The organism is Klebsiella sp. 141153 (genome assembly GCF_032601995.1).
GTDB lineage: Bacteria > Pseudomonadota > Gammaproteobacteria > Enterobacterales > Enterobacteriaceae > Klebsiella > Klebsiella aerogenes.
In genome coordinates this window covers 51688-74514 of sequence record NZ_JAQIRJ010000009.1, presented here as the reverse complement: position 1 = coordinate 74514, position 22827 = coordinate 51688, and the positions used below count along the sequence as shown (strand labels likewise).

Below are 22827 nucleotides of genomic sequence, written 5' to 3'. Positions count from 1 at the left end.
ATCCGTTATAATCCCAGACAGACACCTGCTGTGGAATATAAATATGGACTATCAATTAACGCTTAACTGGCCCGACTTTATCGAACGCTACTGGCAAAAACGCCCGGTAGTGTTAAAGCGCGGCTTCGCCAATTTCATCGACCCAATCAGCCCGGATGAACTGGCCGGCCTGGCCATGGAGAGCGAGGTCGACAGCCGTCTGGTGAGTCATCAGGACGGAAAATGGCAGGTCAGCCATGGTCCATTTGAAAGCTACGATCATCTTAGCGAAAACAACTGGTCGCTGCTGGTGCAAGCGGTGAACAACTGGCACGAGCCGACGGCGGCGTTGATGCATCCCTTCCGCGCCCTACCGGACTGGCGTATCGATGACCTGATGATCTCCTTCTCCGTCCCCGGCGGCGGCGTGGGCCCGCACCTTGATCAATACGACGTGTTTATCATTCAGGGTACCGGCCGCCGGCGCTGGCGCGTGGGCGAAAAGGTGCCGATGAAACAGCACTGCCCGCATCCGGATCTGCTGCAGGTTGATCCGTTTGAAGCCATCATCGATGAAGAGATGGAACCTGGCGATATTCTCTACATTCCGCCAGGATTCCCGCATGAAGGCTATTCGCTGGAAAATTCGCTTAACTATTCGGTCGGCTATCGTGCGCCGAACGCTCGCGAGCTGTTCAGCGGCTTTGCTGACTATATTTTGCAACGAGAACTGGGTAGTCAGCGCTATGCCGACCCGGACGTGCCATCCCGCGACCATCCGGCCGATATTCTGCCGGTTGAGCTGGATCGTCTGCGCGAGATGATGCTGGGGCTGATTAACCAGCCTGAGCACTTTAAGCAGTGGTTTGGCGAGTTCATTACCCAATCCCGCCACGAGCTTGACGTGGCGCCGCCGGAGCCGCCATATCAGCCAGATGAAATTTACGATGCGCTGCAGCAGGGCGATAAGCTCGCCCGCCTCGGCGGCCTGCGCGTGCTGCGAATCGATGGCGAAGTGTTCGTCAACGGCGAGAAAATCAATTCTCCGCACCGCCCGGCGCTTGACGCGCTGGCAACGCACCTGTCGCTGCGCGCCGAACATTTCGGCGATGCGTTGGAAGACCCATCTTTCCTCGCCATGCTGGCGGCGCTGGTCAACAGCGGCTATTGGTTCTTCGAGGACTGAGTCGACATCCTGCCCGGTGGCGCTGCGCTTACCGGGCCTACAAACCACATCAACCTACATCCTGCCCGGTGGCGCTGCGCTTACCGGGCCTACAAACCACATCAACCTAAAACCTGCCCGGTGGCGCTACGCTTACCGGGCCGACAAATGGCATCAACCTAAAACCTGCCCGGTGGCGCTGCGTTTACCGGGCCGACAAACCACATCAACCCACATCCTTCCCGGTGGCGCTACGCTTACCGGACCTACAAATGGCATCAACCTAAAACCTGCCCGGTGGCGCTGCGCTTACCGGGCCTACAAACGGCATCGGCACCGTAGGCCGGATAAGGCGTAGCCGCCATCCGGCATATTACCGCCGCTCTCCGGCATCCATTTCGGCGATGTGCCCTGCCCAATCCTCAGGATATAACCCCTGCCTCACATCACGATGGAACGTTGAATATGGCCAATCACTCACACGTCCGACAAGCCGGTGTTTCACTGGATTGATATAAACGTAATCCATATGACGCCGATAATCTTCATCATTACGGATAGCATGTTCCCAAAAACGCGGCTGCCAGATCTGGCTCTGCGCTAACGCACGCGTAAAAGACTTTTTAATTTCCCGCCAACGACCAGAATAATCGGAATCGCCTTCCGGCAACGTCCAAATACAGTGCATATGTTCAGGTAACACAACCCAACTGTTAATCTGGAAAGGTCTCTTACGTTTAGCACAGGCTATCGCGGCACGAAGATGATCAATATGTCGTGTCAGCAGATCGCTGTGGCGATTTTGCAGGTTTACGGTGAAAAACCAGCAGCCGCCGGGGAGATAACTACGGCGATAATTTGACATCAGAGGTTCCCTCCTCTTCAGCTTATATGGACTCTTTTTGCCCGGTGGCGACTCACGCCTTACCGGGCCTACAGGACCGGGCTCTGGTTTAGCGTTTCGCCGTCAACTCCGCAATCCGCACAATCACCTGCACGGCTTTCTCCATGCCTTCCAGCGTGACAAACTCGTGCTTACCGTGATAGTTGTAGCCGCCGGTAAACAGATTCGGGCACGGTAATCCCATAAACGAGAGCTGGGCGCCGTCGGTACCGCCGCGTATTGGCTTTATCTGCGGCTCGATATCGCAGTCCACCATCGCCTGACGCGCGATGTCAACTACGTGCGGATGGGCAATCACCTTCTCATGCATGTTGTAATAACTATCTTCGATCACCAGTTCAATGTAGCAGTCAGGGTGCAGCCCTTTACCGACCTTTTTGGCGATCTCCATCATTTTGCGTTTACGCGCTTCAAACTGCTTGCGATCGAAATCACGCAAAATATAGTGCATCTCCGCCCGGTCAACGCTGCCTTTGATGCTGGTCAGGTGATAAAAGCCTTCATAACCGTCGGTGGTTTCCGGCGCTTCATTGGCGGGCACTTCGGCATGAATTCGCGCCGCCAGCGATAAAGCGTTAACCATCACCCCTTTCGCGGTACCTGGATGCACATTATTGCCAACGATTTTGATAGTGACCGACGCGGCATTGAAGTTTTCAAATTCCAGCTCACCGACCCCGCCGCCATCAACGGTGTACGCCCAGCGGGCATCAAACGCGGCAACGTCAAAGTGCTTCGCGCCCTTCCCGACCTCTTCATCCGGCGTAAAAGCAACACGAATATCACCGTGAGGGATTTTTTTCGCCTGCAGCGTCGCCAACGCCGTCATGATCTCAGCGATGCCCGCTTTGTCGTCGGCGCCGAGCAGCGTTTTACCGTCGGTGGTAATAAGCGTCTGGCCTAACAGCTGATGCAGAACCGGGAACATCACCGGCGACAACACTTCATCGCCGATGCCGAGGGCGATATCGCCGCCGCGGTAGTTTTCAACAATTTGCGGATTCACGTTCTTACCGCTGAAATCCGGCGAGGTATCGACGTGGGAAATAAAACCGATGGCCGGGATTTCCCCTGCGACATTGGCCGGCAGCGTCCCCATCACCGTCCCCTTCTCACTTAGCGTCACGTTGACCAGCCCCATTTCTTCCAGTTGGCTCTGCAGCAAACGCAGCAGCTTCCACTGCCCTTCGGTACTGGGAACCTGACGTACGCCAGGCTTCGATTGCGTATCTAAAGAAACATACTGCAGAAAACGCTCAAGCAATTTATCCATGTGGCCACCCTCTTTTTTTGTGACAACATTATCAATAAGGGCGAAAAGACAAATATTGCGTCAGGTCATTTTTAGCCCGTAAACCAAAATTTAATACATTTGCGTGCATTCTGTGTAAAGGTGATACACCGCAGAACAACAATGATTGGCGATTACAATCGTTTGCCGTAAAATGCTGGCCCTTATTAATTATGTGCAACCCCAAAGGTGGTTAATCACAAACCCCGCAGCGATCCCTTTTCCGTTGCGTCTACATGGGACAGAGTCAAAAATTGAATATACAACCGCGTTCGCTTTCTCCGCTGGTACAACTCGCGGGAATTCGCAAAAGCTTTGATGGTAAGACCGTTATCTCCGATCTCAACTTAACCATCAATAATGGTGAATTTCTCACCCTGCTTGGCCCCTCTGGCTGCGGTAAAACAACCGTTCTTCGTCTAATCGCTGGTCTGGAAAGCGTCGATGTCGGACGTATCCACCTGGAAGACCAGGATATCACCCATGTCCCGGCGGAAAACCGCCACGTCAATACCGTATTCCAAAGCTACGCGCTATTCCCGCACATGACGGTGTTTGAAAACGTCGCCTTCGGCCTGCGGATGCAAAAAACCCCGGCGGCAGAAATCACCCCGCGGGTGGTGGACGCATTGAAAATGGTACAGCTGGAGACATTTGCCCAGCGCAAACCCCACCAGCTCTCCGGCGGCCAGCAGCAGCGCGTCGCCATCGCCCGGGCGGTGGTCAACAAACCGCGTCTGCTGCTGCTTGATGAGTCGCTCTCGGCGCTCGACTACAAGCTGCGTAAGCAGATGCAGAACGAACTCAAAGCGCTACAGCGCAAGCTCGGCATCACTTTTGTTTTCGTCACCCATGACCAGGAAGAAGCCCTGACCATGTCCGACCGCATTGTGGTAATGCGCGATGGCAAAATCGAGCAGGACGGTACCCCGCGTGAAATCTACGAAGAGCCGAAGAATCTGTTCGTCGCCAGTTTTATTGGCGAAATCAACATCTTCAACGCAACCGTTATTGAACGCCTGGATGAACAGCGCGTACGCGCCTGCGTCGAAGGCCGCGAGTGCAATATCTACGTCAACTTCGCCGTTGAGAAAGGGCAACAGCTGAACGTACTGCTCCGTCCGGAAGATCTACGCGTTGATGAAATTCATCACGGTAGCGAAGCGGACGGCCTTATCGGCTACGTGCGCGAGCGCAACTACAAGGGAATGACCCTTGAGTCGGTTGTTGAGCTGGAAAACGGCAAGATGGTCATGGTCAGCGAATTCTTCAATGAAGACGATCCGGACTTTGACCACTCGCTCGACCAGAAAATGGCCATTAATTGGGTAGAAAGCTGGGAGGTTGTGCTGGCCGATGAAGAACACCAGTAAATTCCAGAATGTGGTGATCGCCACCATCGTGGGTTGGCTTGTACTGTTCGTCTTTCTGCCCAACCTGATGATCATCGCCACCAGCTTCCTGACCCGCGACGATGCGAACTTCGTCAAAATGGTCTTCACGCTCGATAACTACTCGCGGCTGCTGGATCCGCTCTATTACGATGTGCTGCTGCATTCGTTGAATATGGCGCTGCTGGCGACCCTCGCCTGCCTGGCGTTGGGCTATCCGTTCGCGTGGTTTCTGGCGCGCTTGCCGCAAAAAGTACGCCCGCTGCTGCTGTTCCTGCTGATCGTTCCGTTCTGGACTAACTCGCTTATTCGTATCTATGGGCTGAAGATTTTCCTCAGTACCAAAGGCTATCTGAACGAGTTCCTGCTGTGGTCAGGGGTTATCGATACGCCGGTACGCATTATGTACACGCCGTCAGCAGTGATCATCGGCCTGGTCTACATTTTGCTGCCGTTTATGGTGATGCCACTCTACTCCAGCATTGAAAAACTGGATCGTCCGCTGCTGGAGGCGGCAAAAGACCTCGGCGCCAGCAAGCTGCAGACCTTTATCCGCATCATTATACCGCTCACCATGCCGGGAATTATCGCCGGCTGTCTGCTGGTGATGCTGCCGGCAATGGGGCTCTTTTATGTTTCAGACCTGATGGGCGGCGCCAAAAACCTGCTGATCGGCAACGTTATCAAGAGTCAGTTCCTGAATATCCGCGACTGGCCGTTCGGCGCGGCGACCAGTATCACCTTAACGCTGGTGATGGGGCTGATGTTGTTGATTTACTGGCGCGCGGCGCGCCTGCTGAATAAAAAGGTGGAACTGGAATGATCGGTCGACTGCTGCGCGGCGGCTTTATGACCGCCATTTACGCGTATCTCTACATCCCTATTATTATTCTGATCGTTAACTCGTTTAACCGCTCGCGCTTTGGCATCAACTGGCAAGGCTTCACCACCGACTGGTATAGCCTACTGATGAATAACGATAGCCTGCTGCAGGCCGCCCAGCACTCGCTGACCATGGCGGTCCTGTCGGCGACCTTCGCCACGCTTATCGGCTCGCTCACCGCCGTGGCGCTGTATCGCTACCGTTTTCGCGGTAAGCCGTTCGTCAGCGGAATGCTATTCGTCGTGATGATGTCGCCGGATATCGTGATGGCTATCTCCCTGCTGGTGCTGTTTATGCTGATCGGTATTCAGCTGGGCTTCTGGTCGCTGCTGTTTTCGCATATCACCTTCTGCCTGCCCTTCGTGGTGGTAACCGTGTTCTCACGCCTGAAAGGCTTTGATGTACGCATGCTGGAAGCGGCGAAAGACCTCGGCGCCAGCGAGATGACCATCCTGCGCAAAATCATTCTGCCGCTGGCGTTGCCGGCAGTGGCCGCCGGGTGGCTGTTGAGCTTTACCCTGTCGATGGATGACGTGGTGGTCTCTTCGTTCGTTACGGGTCCAGGATATGAAATTCTGCCGCTGAAGATCTATTCGATGGTAAAGGTCGGCGTTTCGCCAGAAGTGAACGCGCTGGCGACAATTCTGTTGGTTCTTTCGCTGGTGATGGTCATCGCCAGTCAGTTAATTGCACGTGATAAAACTCAGGGGACGTCAAAATGAAAAAATGGTCACGCCACCTGCTCGCTGCGGGCGCTCTGGCTTTAGGCATGGGCGCCGCGCAGGCAGACGATAGCAAAACGCTCTACTTCTATAACTGGACCGAATACGTGCCGCCAGGCCTGCTGGAACAGTTCACCAAAGAGACCGGCATCAAGGTGATCTATTCGACCTACGAGTCGAATGAAACCATGTACGCCAAGCTCAAAACCTATAAAGACGGCGCTTACGATCTGGTGGTGCCATCGACCTATTTCGTCGACAAAATGCGTAAAGAAGGCATGCTGCAAAAGATTGATAAGAGCAAGCTGAGTAACTTCAGCAACCTCGATCCGCAGATGCTGAATAAACCTTTCGACCCGAATAACGACTACTCGATTCCCTACATCTGGGGCGCGACGGCAATCGGCGTCAATAGCGATGCTATCGACCCGAAAACCGTGACCAGTTGGGCCGACCTGTGGAAACCGGAATATAAAAGCAGCCTGCTGCTGACCGACGACGCGCGCGAGGTGTTCCAGATGGCGCTGCGTAAACTGGGCTATTCCGGTAACACCACCGATCCAAAAGAGATTGAAGCGGCTTATAACGAGCTGAAAAAACTGATGCCAAACGTCGCGGCGTTCAACTCCGATAACCCGGCAAACCCGTATATGGAAGGCGAAGTGAACCTCGGCATGGTATGGAACGGTTCCGCTTATGTCGCGCGTCAGGCAGGTACCCCGTTGGAAGTGATTTGGCCAAAAGAAGGCGGCATCTTCTGGATGGATAGCCTGTCGATTCCGGCGAATGCCAAAAACGTTGACGGTGCGCTGAAGCTAATTAACTTCCTGCTGCGCCCTGATGTCGCGAAACAGGTAGCTGAAACTATCGGTTATCCGACGCCGAACCTGGCCGCTCGCAAAATGCTCAGCCCGGAAGTCGCCAACGATAAATCGCTGTATCCGGATGCCGCCACTATCGAAAAAGGCGAATGGCAAAATGATGTCGGCAGCGCCAGCGCTATTTATGAAGAGTATTACCAGAAGTTGAAAGCCGGTCGTTAATTGTAATAATATGCTGGATAGCGTCGATGCTATCCAGCATATAAAAAATAATATATTCACTGTCAATATCCGCTTAAATGCATGCGTTAATTAAGCGCTGCGGGTTATTCACTTTATCCGAATTTATTCAATAATTATATGCTTTGCAGCTGTCTCGCCGTCGTCGATGTTTTGCATCGATACTGCCGCTTTGCCGCCGGTCTCGTCTGGGGTAAATAAAAGAGGCTAATCACGAAAGAGATACTCTGTATTACTTAACATCCCCAATACAACCCGTTAGCAATATTTAAAAGATTCACCGTAGGTTCCCCATAAGGAAATGGAATGATGGCCCGCGCAAAAACTAAAGCCCCACCACTCTTCGGTGTTACTGAAGTTAATGATATTTACTGTGATATCAGCAGGAATATACCACGAAGTGAATGGTTAGGCATCACGCTGCCTTTTACTATGGTACTGGTTTCTCTGACAGCCCTGTTTATTCTCACTCCGTTGATCGGTTATCTCCAGGAGCTTATATTTCTTGTGCCTATACTTCTCTTATTATTATATAGCGGCATACATGCAGTAAGACTATTCATCATCAAGCCAAAATCGTTGATGGTTCGACTAAATCGCCAGGAGCAGAAAATTTATGTCCAGAAGCATTGCATCAACTATAATATTTTTTCTCAATGGCCCGTCGAAACGTTAGTTTTCAACTGGCATGAGGTTATTCACCCCAGTTTAAGAAACGGTTCCGGTTCTGCAAGTTCACGAACCTGGTATACCTGGCATATCAGCCCACCAGCTAGCCCAAGGGTCAAAGTTGTCATCAGCGATGATAATATACCTTTGTTTTATAACGCCTCTCGCTATTCCATTAACCTTGAAGATACGATTCTAAACTATGCCATATCCTGGCAATGGTGTAACGACTATATGCGCGGTATTAATTCTCCCGTTTATATCTTGCCAACACTCCGCTACTCCTTTAAATATTGCGTAACTACGCTGAGCAATAGAATGTTGTCACGCGCCGATGAGAGCGATCGCTGGACCACCATTTTTCCCATCTGCAACCCATTATTCTGGGTGATATCATTTTTCATCGTTCCGCTCATTTTAGCAGACGCTCTGGCGCTGTACTGGATTATGCGAAGACTTCCGGATACGGTCTGGTCTGATTCCGCGCAAGCTGAATCAACCTCAGAAAGTTAAACGCAAGTCGTGTCCTTAAGCGCTCATGACGGTCGGGTGCCTCCGACCGCTCATGTGTTTCCCATTCCAATTTTAACGGTCGCGCTTGCTGTTGGCTTCTTTGCGCTGCAAAAAATCATCGATTTTTCCCACCAGGACGTTGACGGGTTTCCACAGAATAATAAGTAACACGAATGGCCCTATAATTCGCATGCTGCCTGTAGCTAAATCGCCAGTAAAAAGCAGAAGAAGGCCATCAAATAATAGGCTCAAGGCGCTAGCCACGCCGACTAAAAGACAGACGAGAAAGAGAATATTTCTTGCATCAGATTGTTTGGACAAGCCATTTTGGCTAATAACACCAACGGCAACGGCCGCGATCAGCATACTCGTCTCGACAACTAGCGGATTGTTCATTTTTGACTCCTGTCATCATCAGCCATTCCATATGGCGAAAAAAAAGAGCGTACCAAGGCGAAGTGGTTAAACTAACGCCTCTGCACGCTTTTACACTACGTTCCTTCTATAATCTATTTTCCTGCAGCAGCTTGTCAATAAACTCGGGCACCACTTCGCTTGCCAGCCCGTAATGTTTCTCAGCGAATTCGCTGCCGACCTGGCTGGGTTCGAGGTTAAGCTCGACGGTATGCGCGCCGTGCAGACGAGCTTCATGGACAAAACCCGCGGCCGGGTAGACGTGCCCGGAAGTCCCTATCGCGATAAAGATATCGGCCTCGGCCAGCCCGCTGTAGATCTCATCCATGCCCAGCGGCATCTCGCCGAACCATACCACGTGCGGGCGCAGCGCCGCCGGGAACTGGCAGCAGTGGCATTTGTCATCCGCCGTCACGTCGCCGGTCCACTCCAGCACCTGTCCGCTCCACGAGCAGCGTACTTTCAGTAACTCGCCGTGCATATGGATAACCCGGCGGTTACCCGCGCGCTCGTGCAGATTATCGATGTTCTGCGTCACCAGCAGAAAACGATCGCCCAGCGCCTCTTCCAGCCTCGCCAGCGCCAGATGCGCGGCATTGGGCGCGATTTCCGCGCTCTGCAACTGGCGGCGGCGGGCGTTATAAAACGCCTGCACCAGCGCCGGGTCACGGGCAAAACCTTCCGGCGTCGCCACATCTTCCACCCGGTGCTCTTCCCACAGGCCATCGGCGGCGCGGAAGGTTTTAATCCCCGACTCCGCCGAAATACCGGCGCCGGTTAACACCACCACCCGCGGTTTGTCTATTGCCTGCGGCGGCGTTTTGTCTTCGCCGAAGAAGACACGTTGCCGTAAGCGATCGCGCAACTGGCGTTTTTTACGGCGGAAACGGCTTAAGCGATGTAAGCGGCGCGACAGCATAGCTACCCCTGTAATTAATGAGTCAAATGAAGGAAGGCCGCACCGCGCATACCTCCGGCGTCGCCGTGACGCGCGCGCTCAATGCGCGGCACCCGGGCGACCGGAAGCAAATGACGCGGCAGGCGCTGCGCCAGCCCTTCGGTTATAGCAGTAAAATTAGATAATCCGCCACCTAACACCAGCAGATCCGGATCGACAATGGTGAGGATATTGCCCAGACAAACGGCCAGTAGATCGAGGTAACGTTCGACGTGCTCCCGCGCCTGCGCATCACCCTGCTGCCACAGATCGACGATCTGTGGCGAAGTTAAGGATTGATGATAAAAATGCTGATACAGCCAGGCGAATCCGCGGCCGGAAAGATAGTTCTCGATGCAGCCGAGCTGGCCGCAGCCGCAGCGGGTTAGCGGAAAATCGCGCCCCACTACTTCCAGGGCGTCCACCGGCAGACGAATATGACCGAACTCGCCGGTGATGTAGCTGTGACCGGTTATTGATTTGCCGTTAAGCACGATCCCGCCGCCGACGCCGGTGCCGAGGATTAACCCCATCACCAGCGGATATTGGGTAAATTCATCATCCCACGCTTCAGATAACGCAAAGCAGTTGGCGTCATTATCAAGACGAACTTCACGCCCCAGGCGTGCGCTGAGATCAACGCGCAGCGGTTGGCCGCTGGCGGCGGGAACGTTGGCGGCATACAGCTTGCCGTCCGCGGTTTCCGGCATACCGGGGATACCGATACCGACCGCGCCCTCCACGCCAAAGCGCCGATCGGCTTCGCGAACCAGCGCTTCAATCGCCTGCAGGAAAGCCTCATAGCTTTCCGTCGGAGTGGGGACGCGTTTTTCCCACTGCAGTTGTCGGGCGTTATCAAATACGCCCAACGCTATCTTGCTGCCGCCAATGTCAAATCCGTAGTACATTTCAGCCATTCCTCTTATTGGCCCCAACCCCTCATCCTTTGGGCTGTATCTGCTTTCACAGCACTGGCCTAAGGGATGCGGCGTTTGACGGGCCACGACGATAAATTACTGGCCACTCAGCACCCTCGCCGGGTCAATACGACTGGCGCGGCGGGCGGGATACCAGCTGGCCAGCAAACTCAGCAACAGTGCTGTCACCAGCACATAAACGACGTCCAGCCAGTGCAATTCAGACGGCAGGAAGTCAATAAAATAGATGTCGCCGGAAAGGAATTTATGCCCGATCAACGTTTCGATACCGTTGATAATCGATGTCAGCTTCAGCGCGGCTACCACGCCGATAACCACCCCGATCAGGCTCCCGACCGAACCGGCCAATAAACCATACCATACGAAAATCGCGCGGATTAAGCCGTCTTTCGCGCCAAGCGTGCGCAGCACCGCAATATCGCTGCTTTTATCTTTTACCGCCATCACCAGCGTCGAGACGATGTTAAAACAGGCGACGCCGATAACCAGTACCATGGCGAGATACATAATGGCGCGAATCATCTGAATATCACGGTACATATAGCCGTAGGTGCCGATCCAGCTCTTGATATAGACGTAGCTGTTGGTCACCTCGCCGGCGTCGCGTACCAACGTATTGGCGTGGAAGACGTCGGTGACTTTAATGGCGATGCCGGTCACGCTGCTGCCCATATCCAGATACTGCTGGGCGTCCGCCATCGGGATCATCGCGAAGCTATGGTCCAGTTGGCCGCTCAGTTGCAGAATCCCGGTCACGTGTAGCCTGACGCGTTTCGGCTGCAACAGCTGGTGCTCGGAATCTGAATTGGGGATCATGATCGACACCCAATCGCCCTGCTTCACATGCAGCGCATCGGCGACGCCTTTGCCCAGAATCACCTGCTGCTCGCCGGCCTTAAAACCAGCCCAGGCGTTGTTCTGCACAAAGTTTGGTAGCGAACTCAGGCGGCTCTCCTGCTGCGGATCGACGCCCTTGACCTGAATGGCGCGCATATTGCTGCCGCTCTCCACCAGCCCGGTAAAGTTGATATAGGGCGCAGCGGCGACGATGCCTTTCACTTTTTCAACCTTCGACAGCGCCTCGTTCCAGTTATTCCACGGCTGGTTAACCGGCTCGATTTCGCCGTGCGGCACCACCGCCAGAATGCGATTGTTGAGCTCGCGCTCAAAACCGTTCATCGCGCTCAGGCCGACGATCAGTACCGCCACGCCTAATGCGATGCCGATAGTAGAGATGACGGAAATCAGCGAGACCATACCGCCGCGGCGTCTGCCGCGGCTAAAACGCAGCGCAATCAGTAACGATAACGGTGAAGCCATTACTGGGCCCCCATCAGGGTCAGGTCGGCCGTCAGGCGGCCATCGCGCATCTCCAACTGGCGGTTCATCCGTTTCGCCAGTTGCAGGTCATGAGTCACCACCAGGAAAGCGGTACGCTGCGCCACGTTGAGCTCGCCCAGCAGCTCAAAAATGCTGTCGGCGTTGCGGGCGTCGAGGTTGCCGGTCGGTTCATCAGCCAGTACCAGCCGCGGTTTGTTCACCAGCGCCCGAGCAATCGCCACGCGCTGGCGCTCGCCGCCGGAAAGCTCAGACGGACGATGGTGGCTACGGTGTTCCAGGCCCACCGCCTGCAGCATCGCTTTCGCCTGGCATTCGATATCCGCCGCTTTTTTCTTGCCAATCAGCAGCGGCATCGCCACGTTTTCCAGCGCGGTAAAGTCCGGCAGCAGATGGTGGAACTGATAGATAAACCCGAGTTCGCGGTTACGCAGATCGGCGCGAGCCGCCGCAGAAAGCGAGCTCATCGGCTGACCGGAGAAAATAACATCGCCGGAGGTCGGCGTATCCAGCCCGCCAAGCAGGTGCAGTAGCGTACTTTTGCCGGAACCTGAAGAGCCGACAATCGCCATCATTTCACCCTCTTGAATGCTGAAGCTGACATCGTGCAGCACATCGGTTTGCACGTTGCCTTCCTGATAGCGTTTGCACAGGTTGTCGCATTGCAGCAGGATCTTATTCATAACGTAAAGCCTCAGCGGGTTGGGTGGCGGCAGCGCGCCAGGAAGGATACAACGTAGACAACAGGGCCAGCGCCATCGCCACCAGAGCGATAATAATCACCTGCAGCGGCTCAATCGCCACCGGCAGGGCCGCGCCGTCCAAAAACGCGCCGATAATCGGCATCAAATTATTCAACTGGCTGGCCAACAGCACGCCGAGCAGCGCGCCAAGCAGCGCGCCGACAATACCAGCGCTGGCGCCCTGTACCATAAAGACGGCCATGATCTGCCGCGGCGTCAGCCCCTGGGTCTGCAGAATAGCCACCTCGCCCTGCTTCTCCATCACCATCATGCCAAGAGAGGTAATGATGTTGAAAGCGGCGACGGCGACGATCAGGCTCAGCAGCAGCCCCATCATATTTTTCTCCATTCGCACAGCCTGGAACAACTCGCCTTTGCGCTCGCGCCAGTCCTGCCATTTGGTGCCGTCGGGCAGCTTCTGTTGACTGAGCATATCAACCTGCAGCGGTTGGCTGAGCCACAGACGCCAGCCGGTAATATTGCCCAGCGGATAGCGCATCAGGCGGGAGGCGTCATCAATGTTGGTCAGCATTTGATAGCCATCGACTTCGCTGTTAGCGGCAAAGGTGCCGATGACGTTAAACAAACGCTGGCTCGGGACACGGCCCATCGGCGTAAACTGGCTGGCGGAAGGCACCATCACGCGAATTTGATCGCCACGGTTAACCCCCAACTGGCCGGCCAGCTGTTCACCGAGAATGACGTTATATTTGCCGGCCTGCAGATCGCTTTGTTTCACGTTCACCAGGTAAGGCGTCAGCGGATCTTTTTGCGCCGGGTCGATACCCAGCATCACGCCGACGGCGACGCTGCGGGCGCTTTGCAGCACCACATCACCGGTGGTGAGCGGCGCGACGCGCGTCACGCCCTGCAGCTTAACGGCGCTTTCCGGCATTTTTTGCGGGTTGATAGAGCCCTGCTGGGCGCTAATGATAGCCTGCGGCATCAGCCCCAGGATGTTGTTTTGCAGCTCACGCTCAAAACCGTTCATCACCGACAGGACGGTCACCAGCGCCATCACGCCAAGCGTAATGCCGATGGTCGAAAGCCAGGAGACGAAACGGCCGAAGCGGTCGGCTGCGCGCCCGCGCATGTAGCGAAGGCCGATAAATAGTGCGGCAGGTTGGTACATGTAATCCATCTGGTTGCTGATAGCCGATGTTCGAGTATATATGGCATAGCCCAACGCGTAAATCGCTGATACGGTAGATTTTTTCGCCAAAATAACAAAGTAATAGTTTTAAATCAGAAAGTTAATTTAGAGTGTATATATTTATCAATCGCCTTGCGCTGTAGAAAACATGGCGCAGGAGGCCAATCGGGTTGGCGAAATCAGACCAATTGCGGATAATCAGAGACATTGAATATCAGCAATTTGCCCCTACATCGTAGAGCGAGTTGGCCGACTGCGGCCAAACAGTACAAACAATCGCCTGATGGGATAGGCGCTAAGGGATCCTGACAACCGTTATGCCTGAACAATATCGCTATACTCTGCCGGTCAAAGCCGGCGATCAGCGCCAGCTTGGCGAACTCACCGGCGCCGCCTGCGCCACGCTGGTAGCCGAAATGGCCGAACGCCATCATGGCCCGGTGGTGCTGGTTGCGCCCGACATGCAAAACGCCCTGCGTTTGAATGATGAAATCAGGCAATTTACCGATAGCATGGTGATCGGCCTCGCTGACTGGGAAACCCTGCCCTACGATAGCTTTTCGCCACATCAGGATATTATCTCTTCGCGCCTTGCGACTTTATATCAGTTGCCGACCATGCAGCGCGGAGTGCTTATCGTTCCCGTAAGCACTCTGATGCAGAAGGTCTGCCCGCATAATTATCTGCACGGTCACGCGCTGGTAATGAAAAAAGGGCAGCGTCTGTCGCGCGATGCGCTACGTACGCAGTTGGACAGCGCCGGTTACCGCCATGTCGATCAGGTAATGGAACACGGCGAATACGCGACCCGCGGCGCCCTGCTCGATCTCTTCCCGATGGGCAGCGAGCAGCCCTATCGCCTCGATTTCTTTGATGACGAAATAGACAGCCTGCGGTTATTCGATGTTGATAGCCAGCGTACTCTGGAAGAAGTCGAGGCCATCAATCTGCTGCCGGCACATGAGTTCCCGACCGACCAGGCGGCGATCGAACTGTTCCGCAGCCAGTGGCGCGATCGCTTTGACGTGAAGCGCGACCCGGAACATATCTACCAGCAGGTGAGCAAAGGTACCCTGCCCGCCGGGATCGAATACTGGCAACCGCTGTTCTTCAACGAGCCGCTGCCGCCGCTGTTTAGCTATTTCCCGCCCAGTACGCTGATTGTGAATACCGGCGATCTGGAGCACAGCGCCGAGCGTTTCCAGAATGAGACCCGCGCCCGCTTTGAAAACCGCGGCGTCGATCCGATGCGCCCGCTGCTACCGCCGGAGCAGCTGTGGCTGCGCAGCGACGAGCTTTTTAGCGAGCTGAAAAAATGGCCGCGGGTCCAGTTAAAAACTGAACGTCTGGCGGAGAAAGCCGCTCATACTAACCTCGGCTATCAACCCCTGCCCGAGCTGGCGATTCAGGCGCAAAATAAAGCGCCGCTGGACAACCTGCGCCGCTTCCTTGAATCCTTCAGCGGCCCGGTGATTTTCTCAGTGGAAAGCGAAGGCCGCCGCGAGGCGCTGAGCGAAATGCTGGCACGCATCAAAGTTGCGCCAAAACATATATTGCGCCTGCAGGAAGCAACCGGAAATGGTCGCTTCCTGATGATCGGCGCCGCCGAGCACGGATTTATCGACAGCCAGGCAAATCTGGCGCTGATTTGCGAAAGCGATCTGCTGGGCGAACGCGTCGCCCGCCGCCGTCAGGATTCCCGCCGTACCATTAACCCCGACACGCTCATTCGCAACCTGGCGGAACTGCATATCGGACAGCCGGTGGTGCATCTTGAACACGGGGTGGGTCGTTATGCAGGGATGACCACCCTCGAAGCCGGGGGCATCAAAGGCGAATATCTGATGCTGACCTACGCCAACGACGCCAAACTGTACGTCCCGGTATCGTCACTGCATTTGATTAGCCGCTACGCCGGCGGCGCGGAAGAAAATGCGCCGCTACACAAACTGGGCGGCGACGCCTGGGCGCGGGCAAGGCAAAAAGCGGCGGAGAAAGTGCGCGACGTGGCCGCCGAACTGCTGGATATCTACGCCCAGCGCGCGGCCAAAGAAGGCTTCGCCTTTAAGCATGACCGCGAGCAGTATCAATTATTCTGCGACGGTTTCCCGTTCGAAACCACGCCGGATCAGGCGCAGGCAATTAACGCCGTTCTCAGCGATATGTGCCAGCCGCTGGCAATGGACCGCCTGGTCTGCGGCGACGTTGGCTTCGGGAAAACCGAAGTGGCGATGCGCGCCGCCTTCCTCGCCGTCGAAAACCACAAACAGGTGGCCGTGCTGGTGCCTACCACCCTGCTCGCCCAGCAGCACTACGATAACTTCCGCGACCGCTTCGCCAACTGGCCGGTACGTATTGAGATGCTATCCCGTTTCCGCAGCGCCAAAGAGCAGGCGCAGATCCTCGAACAGGCGGCAGAAGGTAAAATCGATATTCTGATCGGTACCCATAAGCTGCTGCAAAATGAAGTCAAGCTGCGCGACCTGGGTCTGCTTATCGTCGATGAAGAACACCGCTTCGGGGTGCGTCATAAAGAACGCATCAAGGCGATGCGCGCGGACGTCGATATCCTGACGCTGACCGCCACGCCTATTCCGCGTACGCTGAATATGGCGATGAGCGGAATGCGCGATCTGTCCATTATCGCCACCCCGCCAGCTCGCCGTCTGGCGGTAAAAACCTTTGTTCGTGAATACGACGCGCTGGTGGTTCGCGAGGCGATCCTGCGTGAAGTCCTGCGCGGCGGTCAGGTTTACTATCTGTATAACGATGTTGAAAATATTCAGAAAGCGGCGGATCGTCTGGCTGAACTGGTACCGGAGGCGCGAATTGCCATCGGTCACGGCCAGATGCGCGAACGCGAACTGGAACGGGTGATGAATGATTTCCATCACCAGCGTTTTAACGTGCTGGTCTGTACGACAATCATTGAAACCGGCATCGATATCCCGACCGCCAATACCATCATCATTGAGCGCGCCGATCACTTCGGCCTTGCCCAGTTGCACCAGCTGCGCGGCCGCGTGGGTCGTTCGCACCATCAGGCCTACGCCTGGCTGCTCACCCCACATCCAAAAGCGATGACTACCGACGCGCAGAAACGCCTGGAAGCTATCGCGTCGCTGGAAGACCTCGGCGCCGGTTTTGCCCTCGCGACCCACGATCTTGAAATTCGCGGCGCCGGCGAACTGCTGGGAGAAGGTCAGAGCGGACAGATGGAAACCATCGGCTTCTCGCTGTATATGGAACTGCTGGAGAACGCCGTCGATGCCCTGAAAGAGGGTCGCGAGCCGTCGCTGGAAGATCTCACCAGCCAGCAGACGGAAGTGGAGCTGCGCATGCCGGCGCTGCTGCCGGATGACTTTATTCCCGACGTTAACACCCGTCTGTCGTTCTATAAGCGTATCGCCAGCACCAAAAACGAACACGATCTCGATGAGATCAAAGTCGAGCTGATCGATCGCTTTGGTACATTGCCGGATGCGGCGCGTAATTTGCTGGATATCACGCGCCTACGCCAGCAGGCGCAAAAGCTGGGGATCCGCAAGCTGGAGTGCAATGAAAAAGGCGGCGTGATCGAGTTTAACGAGAAAAATAACGTTAATCCGGTCTGGCTTATCGGTCTATTGCAGAAGCAGCCGCAGCATTACCGGCTGGATGGGCCGACACGGCTCAAATTCTTCCAGGAGCTTGATGAGCGTAAAACGCGCATGGACTGGGTACGCCAGTTTATGCGTCAGCTGGAAGAAAACGCTACCGCTTGAGAACGAAGAGATGCGGTTGTCAAAACCGCATCTCTTTACCTGTCACAGTTAGCAAACTTTACAAACATTTTGCAATCCACCTGGATTTCCCAACACTCTCCCGCGCCATAATTGACATTGATTATCTTATAAAAATAACCGTTTGTTTATTGTGGAATTATGGTAATGATAAATATCTCGCGTGTTTCAACCTGGCTGACGGCATTCGCTCTCGCGGCGACGCTGGCCCTTCCCGCCCGCGCCAATACCTGGCCGTTACCGCCGAGCGGTAGCCGACTGGTCGGGCAGAATCAGTTTCATGTAGTGCAGGATAACGGCGGGTCGCTGGAAGCGATTGCCAAAAAATACAACGTTGGTTTTCTCGCGCTGCTGCAGGCTAATCCCGGTGTCGATCCTTATGTGCCGCGCGCCGGGAGCGTGCTGACCATCCCGCTGCAGACACTGCTGCCTGACGCCCCCCGTGAAGGTCTGGTGCTCAATATCGCCGAGCTGCGTCTGTACTATTATCCACCGGGACAGAATAGCGTGACCGTTTACCCGATCGGTATCGGCCAGCTTGGCGGCGATACCCTGACTCCGACGATGGTCACTACCGTTTCAGATAAGCGCGCCAACCCGACCTGGACGCCAACCGCCAACATTCGCGCGCGTTATAAAGCGATGGGGATCGATTTGCCGGCAGTGGTTCCGGCCGGGCCGAATAACCCGATGGGACATCACGCGATTCGTCTTGCAGCCTACGGCGGTGTCTATCTACTGCACGGCACCAACGCCGATTTTGGCATCGGGATGCGCGTCAGTTCAGGCTGTATCCGCCTGCGCGATGCTGATATAAAGTCTCTGTATAACAAAATCACGCCGGGCACCAGGGTGAATATCATCAACGAACCTATCAAAGTTTCGGTAGAGCCAAACGGTACCCGTCTGGTGGAAGTCCACCAGCCGCTCTCCGAACATATCAATGACGATCCGCAAACGCTGCCAATCGTCCTGAACGCCAGCATGAAGAACTTTAAGCAGGCGCCGCAGACCAATCAGCAAGTAATGGAAAGCGCAATGGCGCTGCGTTCCGGAATGCCGGTCGATGTGACCCACCACCAGCTTTCCGCCGAGCAAGCCTTGTAATACATTTGCGAATTGCAGAAAGTAAAAACCCGCCAGGCACGGCGGGTTTTTTTGTGGCAATCGCCAGCTTCGCTGACGAGGTTTCGCGGGGCGCGGTCCCATGAAGGGGTGTGGACCGCGTCGCGAGAGTGGCATAACAAAGGGAACTACATTTACTGCTTACTACACGCGTTCTGCTGAAGGGGGTCAGGAACGCGTTTTGTCAGTGGCATGACAGGGGTTACAACATTTATTTATAGATAACTGCGGTACCGTGCAGGGTATTAGGACCGGTTACCGAAGTAATGCGGTAAGAGGTCGCCCCCATTTCGTCGGCTTTCTGCGCCAGCTGATCTTCGAGCGAACCCAGATTGGTGCCGGCGGATGCGGAAACGGTACCGATTTTATGTTGGCCTGCTGGGGTGGATTGCACCTCAACAGCGGCGAAACTTGCAAATGAGAGTGAGCTCAGTACGGCAGCAAGTGCCAGTTTTTGGACGTTTTTCATGATTATTATACCTATGCAGATGATTTTTATAGTAGGGTCGTAAGAATTAACTTAACGATCGATAGGTAAATGATAATGTGATCCATGTCACAGGTCAACTCATTTTTATAACGATCATTTAACTATTTATAAAATGCTTAATTTTCATACATATATGAATTATTTATTTTTGGACTTCTGCCGCTGGCAGCATGACACGTTTATTTTTATAATGGCCGTTCAACAACCCAACATAGGTACAACGGCATCATGACAACTGACGTTCAAAGTTGCGCAAAAAAAAGCCGTGGCCGACCTAAAGTGTTCGACAGGGACGCGGCGCTGGACAAGGCCATGACACTTTTCTGGCAGCACGGCTATGAAGCAACTTCGCTTGCCGATCTCGTCGAAGCGACCGGCGCGAAAGCCCCGACGCTGTACGCCGAGTTCGTGAACAAAGAAGGCTTATTCCGCGCGGTGCTGGATCGCTACATCTCCCGCTTTGCCGCGAAACATGAAGCACTGCTATTCGATGACCAAAAAACCGTCGATCAGGCGCTGCGCGACTATTTCACCGCTGTCGCTACCTGCTTTACCAGCAAAGATACCCCGGCAGGCTGTTTTATGATTAACACCTCCGCGGCGCTGGCCGCCTCTTCAACCGATATCGCCAACACTATTAAGTCGCGGCACGCGGTGCAGGAACAAACGTTGACGCAATTTTTACAGCAGCGCCAGCAGCGCGGCGAACTCCCTGCGCAGGGCAATGTCTTGCAGTTGGCGCAGTTTTTAAACTGCGTGCTGCAAGGAATGTCAATCAGCGCGCGCGAAGGCGCTGATTTCGCCACCCTGAAACAAATTAGCGACACTACGCTGCGCCTGTGGCCGCAAATCCTGCAACCTTAATCCCCTACCGGCGGCCCTCGCTCGCCGGTTTTTTCCCCTTCTGCTAAATACCCTTACTTTTCTCAATATTTTCATTATGTTGATTTGTTGTAAATGATATTGATAACGATAATCAATATGTGCAAAATTCGCATTTGTCTTTCTATATGTTTCACGCTGTAACAGCCGCGCCTGTGGCTGAAAAAAATAACAACAGTAATGACTAACTCATATCAAGGAATGCGAATGAACAAGCGCCTCTGGCTGCTCAATCCCCTGCTGCTGGCCACCGCCCTGCCTGCCTTTGCCGCGCAGGCCGCCGATGAAGACGATATCATCGTCAGCGCCAACCGTAACCACCGTACCGTCGCCGAGATGGCGCAAACCACCTGGGTGATTGAAGGCCAGGAAATTGAGCAACAGGTTCAGGGTGGTAAAGAGTTTAAAGACGTCCTCGCGCAGTTAATCCCCGGAATAGATGTCAGCAGCCAGGGGCGTACCAACTACGGCATGAACATGCGCGGACGCGCCATCGTGGTACTGATCGACGGCGTGCGCCTCAATTCATCGCGCACCGATAGCCGCCAGCTTGATGCCATCGATCCGTTTAACATCGAACATATTGAAGTTATTTCCGGCGCCACATCGTTATACGGCGGCGGCAGTACCGGCGGTCTGATTAATATCGTCACGAAAAAGGGCCAACAGGAACGCCAGGTGGATCTGGAGCTGGGTGGTAAAACCGGCTTTGCCAATAGCAACGATCGTGATGAACGGGTGGCGGCGGCCGTCAGCGGCGGTACCGATCATGCTTCCGGCCGTCTATCAGTGGCGTATCAACGCTTCGGCGGCTGGTATGACGCCAACAATGACGCGCTGATCCTCGATAATACGCAAACCGGCTTACAACATTCGGACCGACTCGACGTGATGGGCACCGGAACCATAGAAATCGATGACCAGCGCCAGCTCCAGCTGGTCACGCAGTACTATAAAAGCCAGGGCGATGATTATGGTCTGAATCTGGGCAAAGATATGTCGGCGGTGCTTGGTGAAAGTAAAGCCTGGACCTCTGACGGGCTTAACTCTGACCGCGTGCCCGGCACCGAGCGTCATTTGATCAGCCTGCAATATTCCGACGCCGACTTCTTCGGCCAGAATCTGGTCAGCCAGATTTACTACCGCGATGAGTCGCTGACCTTCTACCCCTTCCCGGCCTTGAGCAAAGGCAAAATCAGCAGTTTTTCCGCCTCACAGCAGGATACCGATCAGTACGGCGCTAAGATCACCTTCAACAGCCAGCCGCTAACGGGATGGGATCTGACCTGGGGCGTTGACGCCGACCATGAAACCTTTAATTCCAACCAGATGTTCTTCGATCTGGATAAGGCGATGGCTTCCGGCGGCCTGAATAATCAGTCTGCCTATACCACCGGCCGTTATCCCGGCTACAGCATCACCAATCTTGCGCCGTTCCTGCAAAGCAGTTACGACCTGAACGACATCTTCACCCTTAGCGGCGGCGTGCGTTATCAGTGGACGGAAAACCGGGTCGATGATTTTGTCGGCTACGCGCAGCAGCAGGATGTCGCTAAAGGCAAATACCGGTCGGCTGACGCCATTCCTGGCGGCAAGACCGATTATGATAACTTCCTCTTTAATGCCGGGATCGTCGCCCACATTACCGAACGCCAGCAGACCTGGTTTAACTTCTCTCAGGGCGTCGAACTGCCGGATCCGGGAAAATATTATGGTATCGGCAGCTACGGCGCGGCGGTTAACGGCCATCTGCCGCTGATCTCGAGCGTTAACGTCGGCGACTCGCCGCTGCAGGGGATCAAAGTTAACTCCTGGGAGCTGGGCTGGCGCTACACCGGCGACAACCTGCGCACGCAGCTTGCCGCTTATTATTCGACATCAGACAAAACCATCGTAGTTAACCGCAGCGACATGACCATTGATGTGCAATCGGATAAACGTCGCATTTACGGCGTGGAAGGCGCGGTGGACTACTTCGTGCCTGATAGCGACTGGAGTCTGGGCGCTAACTTCAACGTGCTGAAATCGCAAGTTAAAACCGATGGCAGTTGGCAGAAGTGGGACGTCACCCTGGCCTCGCCGTCGAAAGCCACCGCCTGGGTCGGCTGGGCGCCGGACCCGTGGTCGCTGCGTGTGCAGAGCCAGCAGGTATTTGATTTAAGCGACGCCAGTGGCAATAAGCTTGATGGGTACAACACCGTCGATTTTATCGGTAGCTATCTGCTCCCGGTGGGTAAACTGACCTTTAGCATCGAAAACTTGCTGAACGAAGATTACGTCACCATCTGGGGACAGCGTGCGCCGCTGTTGTATAGCCCAACCTATGGCAGCGCCGGGCTGTACGAATATAAAGGACGCGGCCGGACCTTCGGCCTGAACTACGCGTTAACGTTCTGATAAAAAAAGCCCCTCAGCCTGAGTGATTGAGGGGCTAATCGCTTAAAACT

20 protein-coding genes are annotated in these 22827 nt (G+C 54.7%); 11 read left to right on the top strand and 9 right to left on the bottom strand.

Annotated elements, in window-relative coordinates:
* The first annotated feature begins 43 nt into the window (after positions 1-43).
* Positions 44-1165: a cupin domain-containing protein gene (locus tag PGS10_RS17545; RefSeq protein WP_045375085.1), complete on the top strand. Its 1122-nt coding sequence runs from the start codon at positions 44-46 to the stop codon at positions 1163-1165.
* Between the two features lie 352 nt (positions 1166-1517).
* On the opposite strand, the gene PGS10_RS17540 is transcribed toward PGS10_RS17545, so the two are convergent.
* Both PGS10_RS17540 and pepT read right to left on the bottom strand, forming a co-directional pair.
* Entirely contained in the window at positions 1518-2009 is a 492-nt protein-coding gene (locus PGS10_RS17540) for an REP-associated tyrosine transposase (RefSeq protein WP_047046833.1), read from the bottom strand.
* Between the two features lie 88 nt (positions 2010-2097).
* Positions 2098-3321: a peptidase T gene (gene pepT / locus PGS10_RS17535; protein ID WP_045361297.1), complete on the bottom strand. Its 1224-nt coding sequence runs from the start codon at positions 3319-3321 to the stop codon at positions 2098-2100.
* Between the two features lie 254 nt (positions 3322-3575).
* On the opposite strand from pepT, the gene potA reads away from it, so the two are divergent.
* The 5 genes from potA (at position 3576) to PGS10_RS17510 (ending at position 8578) form a co-directional block, all read left to right on the top strand.
* The gene (gene potA, locus PGS10_RS17530; protein ID WP_020079134.1) at positions 3576-4712 is read left to right on the top strand and encodes a spermidine/putrescine ABC transporter ATP-binding protein PotA; all 1137 of its coding nucleotides are present in this window, start codon (positions 3576-3578) and stop codon (positions 4710-4712) included.
* The gene (gene potB / locus PGS10_RS17525) at positions 4696-5553 is read left to right on the top strand and encodes a spermidine/putrescine ABC transporter permease PotB (RefSeq protein WP_041908286.1); all 858 of its coding nucleotides are present in this window, start codon (positions 4696-4698) and stop codon (positions 5551-5553) included. Before potA ends, potB begins: the two co-directional genes overlap by 17 nt.
* On the top strand, positions 5550-6335 hold the full coding sequence (potC, locus tag PGS10_RS17520) for a spermidine/putrescine ABC transporter permease PotC (protein ID WP_045393735.1): 786 nt from the start codon (positions 5550-5552) through the stop codon (positions 6333-6335). The genes potB and potC overlap by 4 nt, the downstream gene beginning before the upstream one ends.
* On the top strand, positions 6332-7378 hold the full coding sequence (potD, locus tag PGS10_RS17515) for a spermidine/putrescine ABC transporter substrate-binding protein PotD (RefSeq protein WP_020079135.1): 1047 nt from the start codon (positions 6332-6334) through the stop codon (positions 7376-7378). The genes potC and potD overlap by 4 nt, the downstream gene beginning before the upstream one ends.
* Before the next feature lie 324 nt (positions 7379-7702).
* A complete protein-coding gene (locus tag PGS10_RS17510; RefSeq protein ID WP_316423305.1) occupies positions 7703-8578 on the top strand; it encodes a DUF6708 domain-containing protein in 876 nt (291 codons plus the stop codon).
* A gap of 72 nt (positions 8579-8650) precedes the next feature.
* On the opposite strand, the gene PGS10_RS17505 is transcribed toward PGS10_RS17510, so the two are convergent.
* The 6 genes from PGS10_RS17505 to lolC all read right to left on the bottom strand — a co-directional run bounded on the left by PGS10_RS17505 (position 8651) and on the right by lolC (position 14080).
* Entirely contained in the window at positions 8651-8974 is a 324-nt protein-coding gene (locus tag PGS10_RS17505; RefSeq protein WP_213797676.1) for a hypothetical protein, read from the bottom strand.
* A gap of 106 nt (positions 8975-9080) precedes the next feature.
* Positions 9081-9911, bottom strand: coding sequence for a Sir2 family NAD+-dependent deacetylase (gene cobB / locus PGS10_RS17500; protein WP_047046845.1), 831 nt, complete (start codon positions 9909-9911; stop codon positions 9081-9083).
* 14 nt (positions 9912-9925) lie between these two features.
* Positions 9926-10837, bottom strand: coding sequence for an N-acetylglucosamine kinase (nagK, locus tag PGS10_RS17495; protein WP_045393727.1), 912 nt, complete (start codon positions 10835-10837; stop codon positions 9926-9928).
* A gap of 105 nt (positions 10838-10942) precedes the next feature.
* Complete coding sequence (lolE, locus tag PGS10_RS17490; protein ID WP_316423303.1) at positions 10943-12187, bottom strand: lipoprotein-releasing ABC transporter permease subunit LolE; 1245 nt, start codon at positions 12185-12187, stop codon at positions 10943-10945.
* Positions 12187-12888, bottom strand: a complete 702-nt coding sequence (gene lolD / locus PGS10_RS17485; RefSeq protein WP_316423302.1) for a lipoprotein-releasing ABC transporter ATP-binding protein LolD — start codon at positions 12886-12888, stop codon at positions 12187-12189. The genes lolE and lolD overlap by 1 nt, the downstream gene beginning before the upstream one ends.
* Positions 12881-14080, bottom strand: a complete 1200-nt coding sequence (lolC, locus tag PGS10_RS17480; RefSeq protein WP_213797673.1) for a lipoprotein-releasing ABC transporter permease subunit LolC — start codon at positions 14078-14080, stop codon at positions 12881-12883. The genes lolD and lolC overlap by 8 nt, the downstream gene beginning before the upstream one ends.
* Positions 14081-14418: 338 nt before the next feature.
* Here lolC and mfd point away from each other — a divergent pair, with 338 nt between their 5' ends.
* Both mfd and ldtC read left to right on the top strand, forming a co-directional pair.
* A complete protein-coding gene (gene mfd / locus PGS10_RS17475) occupies positions 14419-17865 on the top strand; it encodes a transcription-repair coupling factor (RefSeq protein ID WP_045393716.1) in 3447 nt (1148 codons plus the stop codon).
* 165 nt (positions 17866-18030) lie between these two features.
* Positions 18031-18990 (top strand): L,D-transpeptidase LdtC, encoded by a 960-nt coding sequence (gene ldtC / locus PGS10_RS17470; protein WP_045393713.1) that lies wholly within the window; start codon positions 18031-18033, stop codon positions 18988-18990.
* 229 nt (positions 18991-19219) lie between these two features.
* Here the strand turns inward: ldtC and bhsA are convergent, their stop codons facing one another.
* Positions 19220-19477, bottom strand: a complete 258-nt coding sequence (bhsA, locus tag PGS10_RS17465) for a multiple stress resistance protein BhsA (RefSeq protein WP_045375056.1) — start codon at positions 19475-19477, stop codon at positions 19220-19222.
* 133 nt (positions 19478-19610) lie between these two features.
* On the opposite strand from bhsA, the gene PGS10_RS17460 reads away from it, so the two are divergent.
* The 3 genes from PGS10_RS17460 (at position 19611) to PGS10_RS17450 (ending at position 22777) form a co-directional block, all read left to right on the top strand.
* On the top strand, positions 19611-19730 hold the full coding sequence (locus tag PGS10_RS17460; RefSeq protein ID WP_161801890.1) for a hypothetical protein: 120 nt from the start codon (positions 19611-19613) through the stop codon (positions 19728-19730).
* Complete coding sequence (locus PGS10_RS17455; protein ID WP_045393711.1) at positions 19727-20362, top strand: TetR/AcrR family transcriptional regulator; 636 nt, start codon at positions 19727-19729, stop codon at positions 20360-20362. Before PGS10_RS17460 ends, PGS10_RS17455 begins: the two co-directional genes overlap by 4 nt.
* Before the next feature lie 225 nt (positions 20363-20587).
* Positions 20588-22777, top strand: a complete 2190-nt coding sequence (locus tag PGS10_RS17450) for a TonB-dependent siderophore receptor (RefSeq protein WP_316423301.1) — start codon at positions 20588-20590, stop codon at positions 22775-22777.
* The last annotated feature ends 50 nt before the right edge of the window (positions 22778-22827 follow it).

Coding starts and splice junctions, on each gene's coding strand:
- potA (WP_020079134.1), top strand. CDS start 3,576: ATGGGACAGAGTCAAAAATTGAATATACAACCGCGTTCGCTTTCTCCG.
- PGS10_RS17505 (WP_213797676.1), bottom strand. CDS start 8,974: ATGAACAATCCGCTAGTTGTCGAGACGAGTATGCTGATCGCGGCCGTT.
- lolC (WP_213797673.1), bottom strand. CDS start 14,080: ATGTACCAACCTGCCGCACTATTTATCGGCCTTCGCTACATGCGCGGG.
- PGS10_RS17460 (WP_161801890.1), top strand. CDS start 19,611: ATGCTTAATTTTCATACATATATGAATTATTTATTTTTGGACTTCTGC.
- PGS10_RS17545 (WP_045375085.1), top strand. CDS start 44: ATGGACTATCAATTAACGCTTAACTGGCCCGACTTTATCGAACGCTAC.
- pepT (WP_045361297.1), bottom strand. CDS start 3,321: ATGGATAAATTGCTTGAGCGTTTTCTGCAGTATGTTTCTTTAGATACG.
- ldtC (WP_045393713.1), top strand. CDS start 18,031: ATGATAAATATCTCGCGTGTTTCAACCTGGCTGACGGCATTCGCTCTC.
- lolE (WP_316423303.1), bottom strand. CDS start 12,187: ATGGCTTCACCGTTATCGTTACTGATTGCGCTGCGTTTTAGCCGCGGC.
- PGS10_RS17510 (WP_316423305.1), top strand. CDS start 7,703: ATGATGGCCCGCGCAAAAACTAAAGCCCCACCACTCTTCGGTGTTACT.
- potC (WP_045393735.1), top strand. CDS start 5,550: ATGATCGGTCGACTGCTGCGCGGCGGCTTTATGACCGCCATTTACGCG.
- PGS10_RS17450 (WP_316423301.1), top strand. CDS start 20,588: ATGAACAAGCGCCTCTGGCTGCTCAATCCCCTGCTGCTGGCCACCGCC.
- lolD (WP_316423302.1), bottom strand. CDS start 12,888: ATGAATAAGATCCTGCTGCAATGCGACAACCTGTGCAAACGCTATCAG.
- bhsA (WP_045375056.1), bottom strand. CDS start 19,477: ATGAAAAACGTCCAAAAACTGGCACTTGCTGCCGTACTGAGCTCACTC.
- PGS10_RS17455 (WP_045393711.1), top strand. CDS start 19,727: ATGACAACTGACGTTCAAAGTTGCGCAAAAAAAAGCCGTGGCCGACCT.
- potB (WP_041908286.1), top strand. CDS start 4,696: ATGAAGAACACCAGTAAATTCCAGAATGTGGTGATCGCCACCATCGTG.
- PGS10_RS17540 (WP_047046833.1), bottom strand. CDS start 2,009: ATGTCAAATTATCGCCGTAGTTATCTCCCCGGCGGCTGCTGGTTTTTC.
- mfd (WP_045393716.1), top strand. CDS start 14,419: ATGCCTGAACAATATCGCTATACTCTGCCGGTCAAAGCCGGCGATCAG.
- cobB (WP_047046845.1), bottom strand. CDS start 9,911: ATGCTGTCGCGCCGCTTACATCGCTTAAGCCGTTTCCGCCGTAAAAAA.
- potD (WP_020079135.1), top strand. CDS start 6,332: ATGAAAAAATGGTCACGCCACCTGCTCGCTGCGGGCGCTCTGGCTTTA.
- nagK (WP_045393727.1), bottom strand. CDS start 10,837: ATGTACTACGGATTTGACATTGGCGGCAGCAAGATAGCGTTGGGCGTA.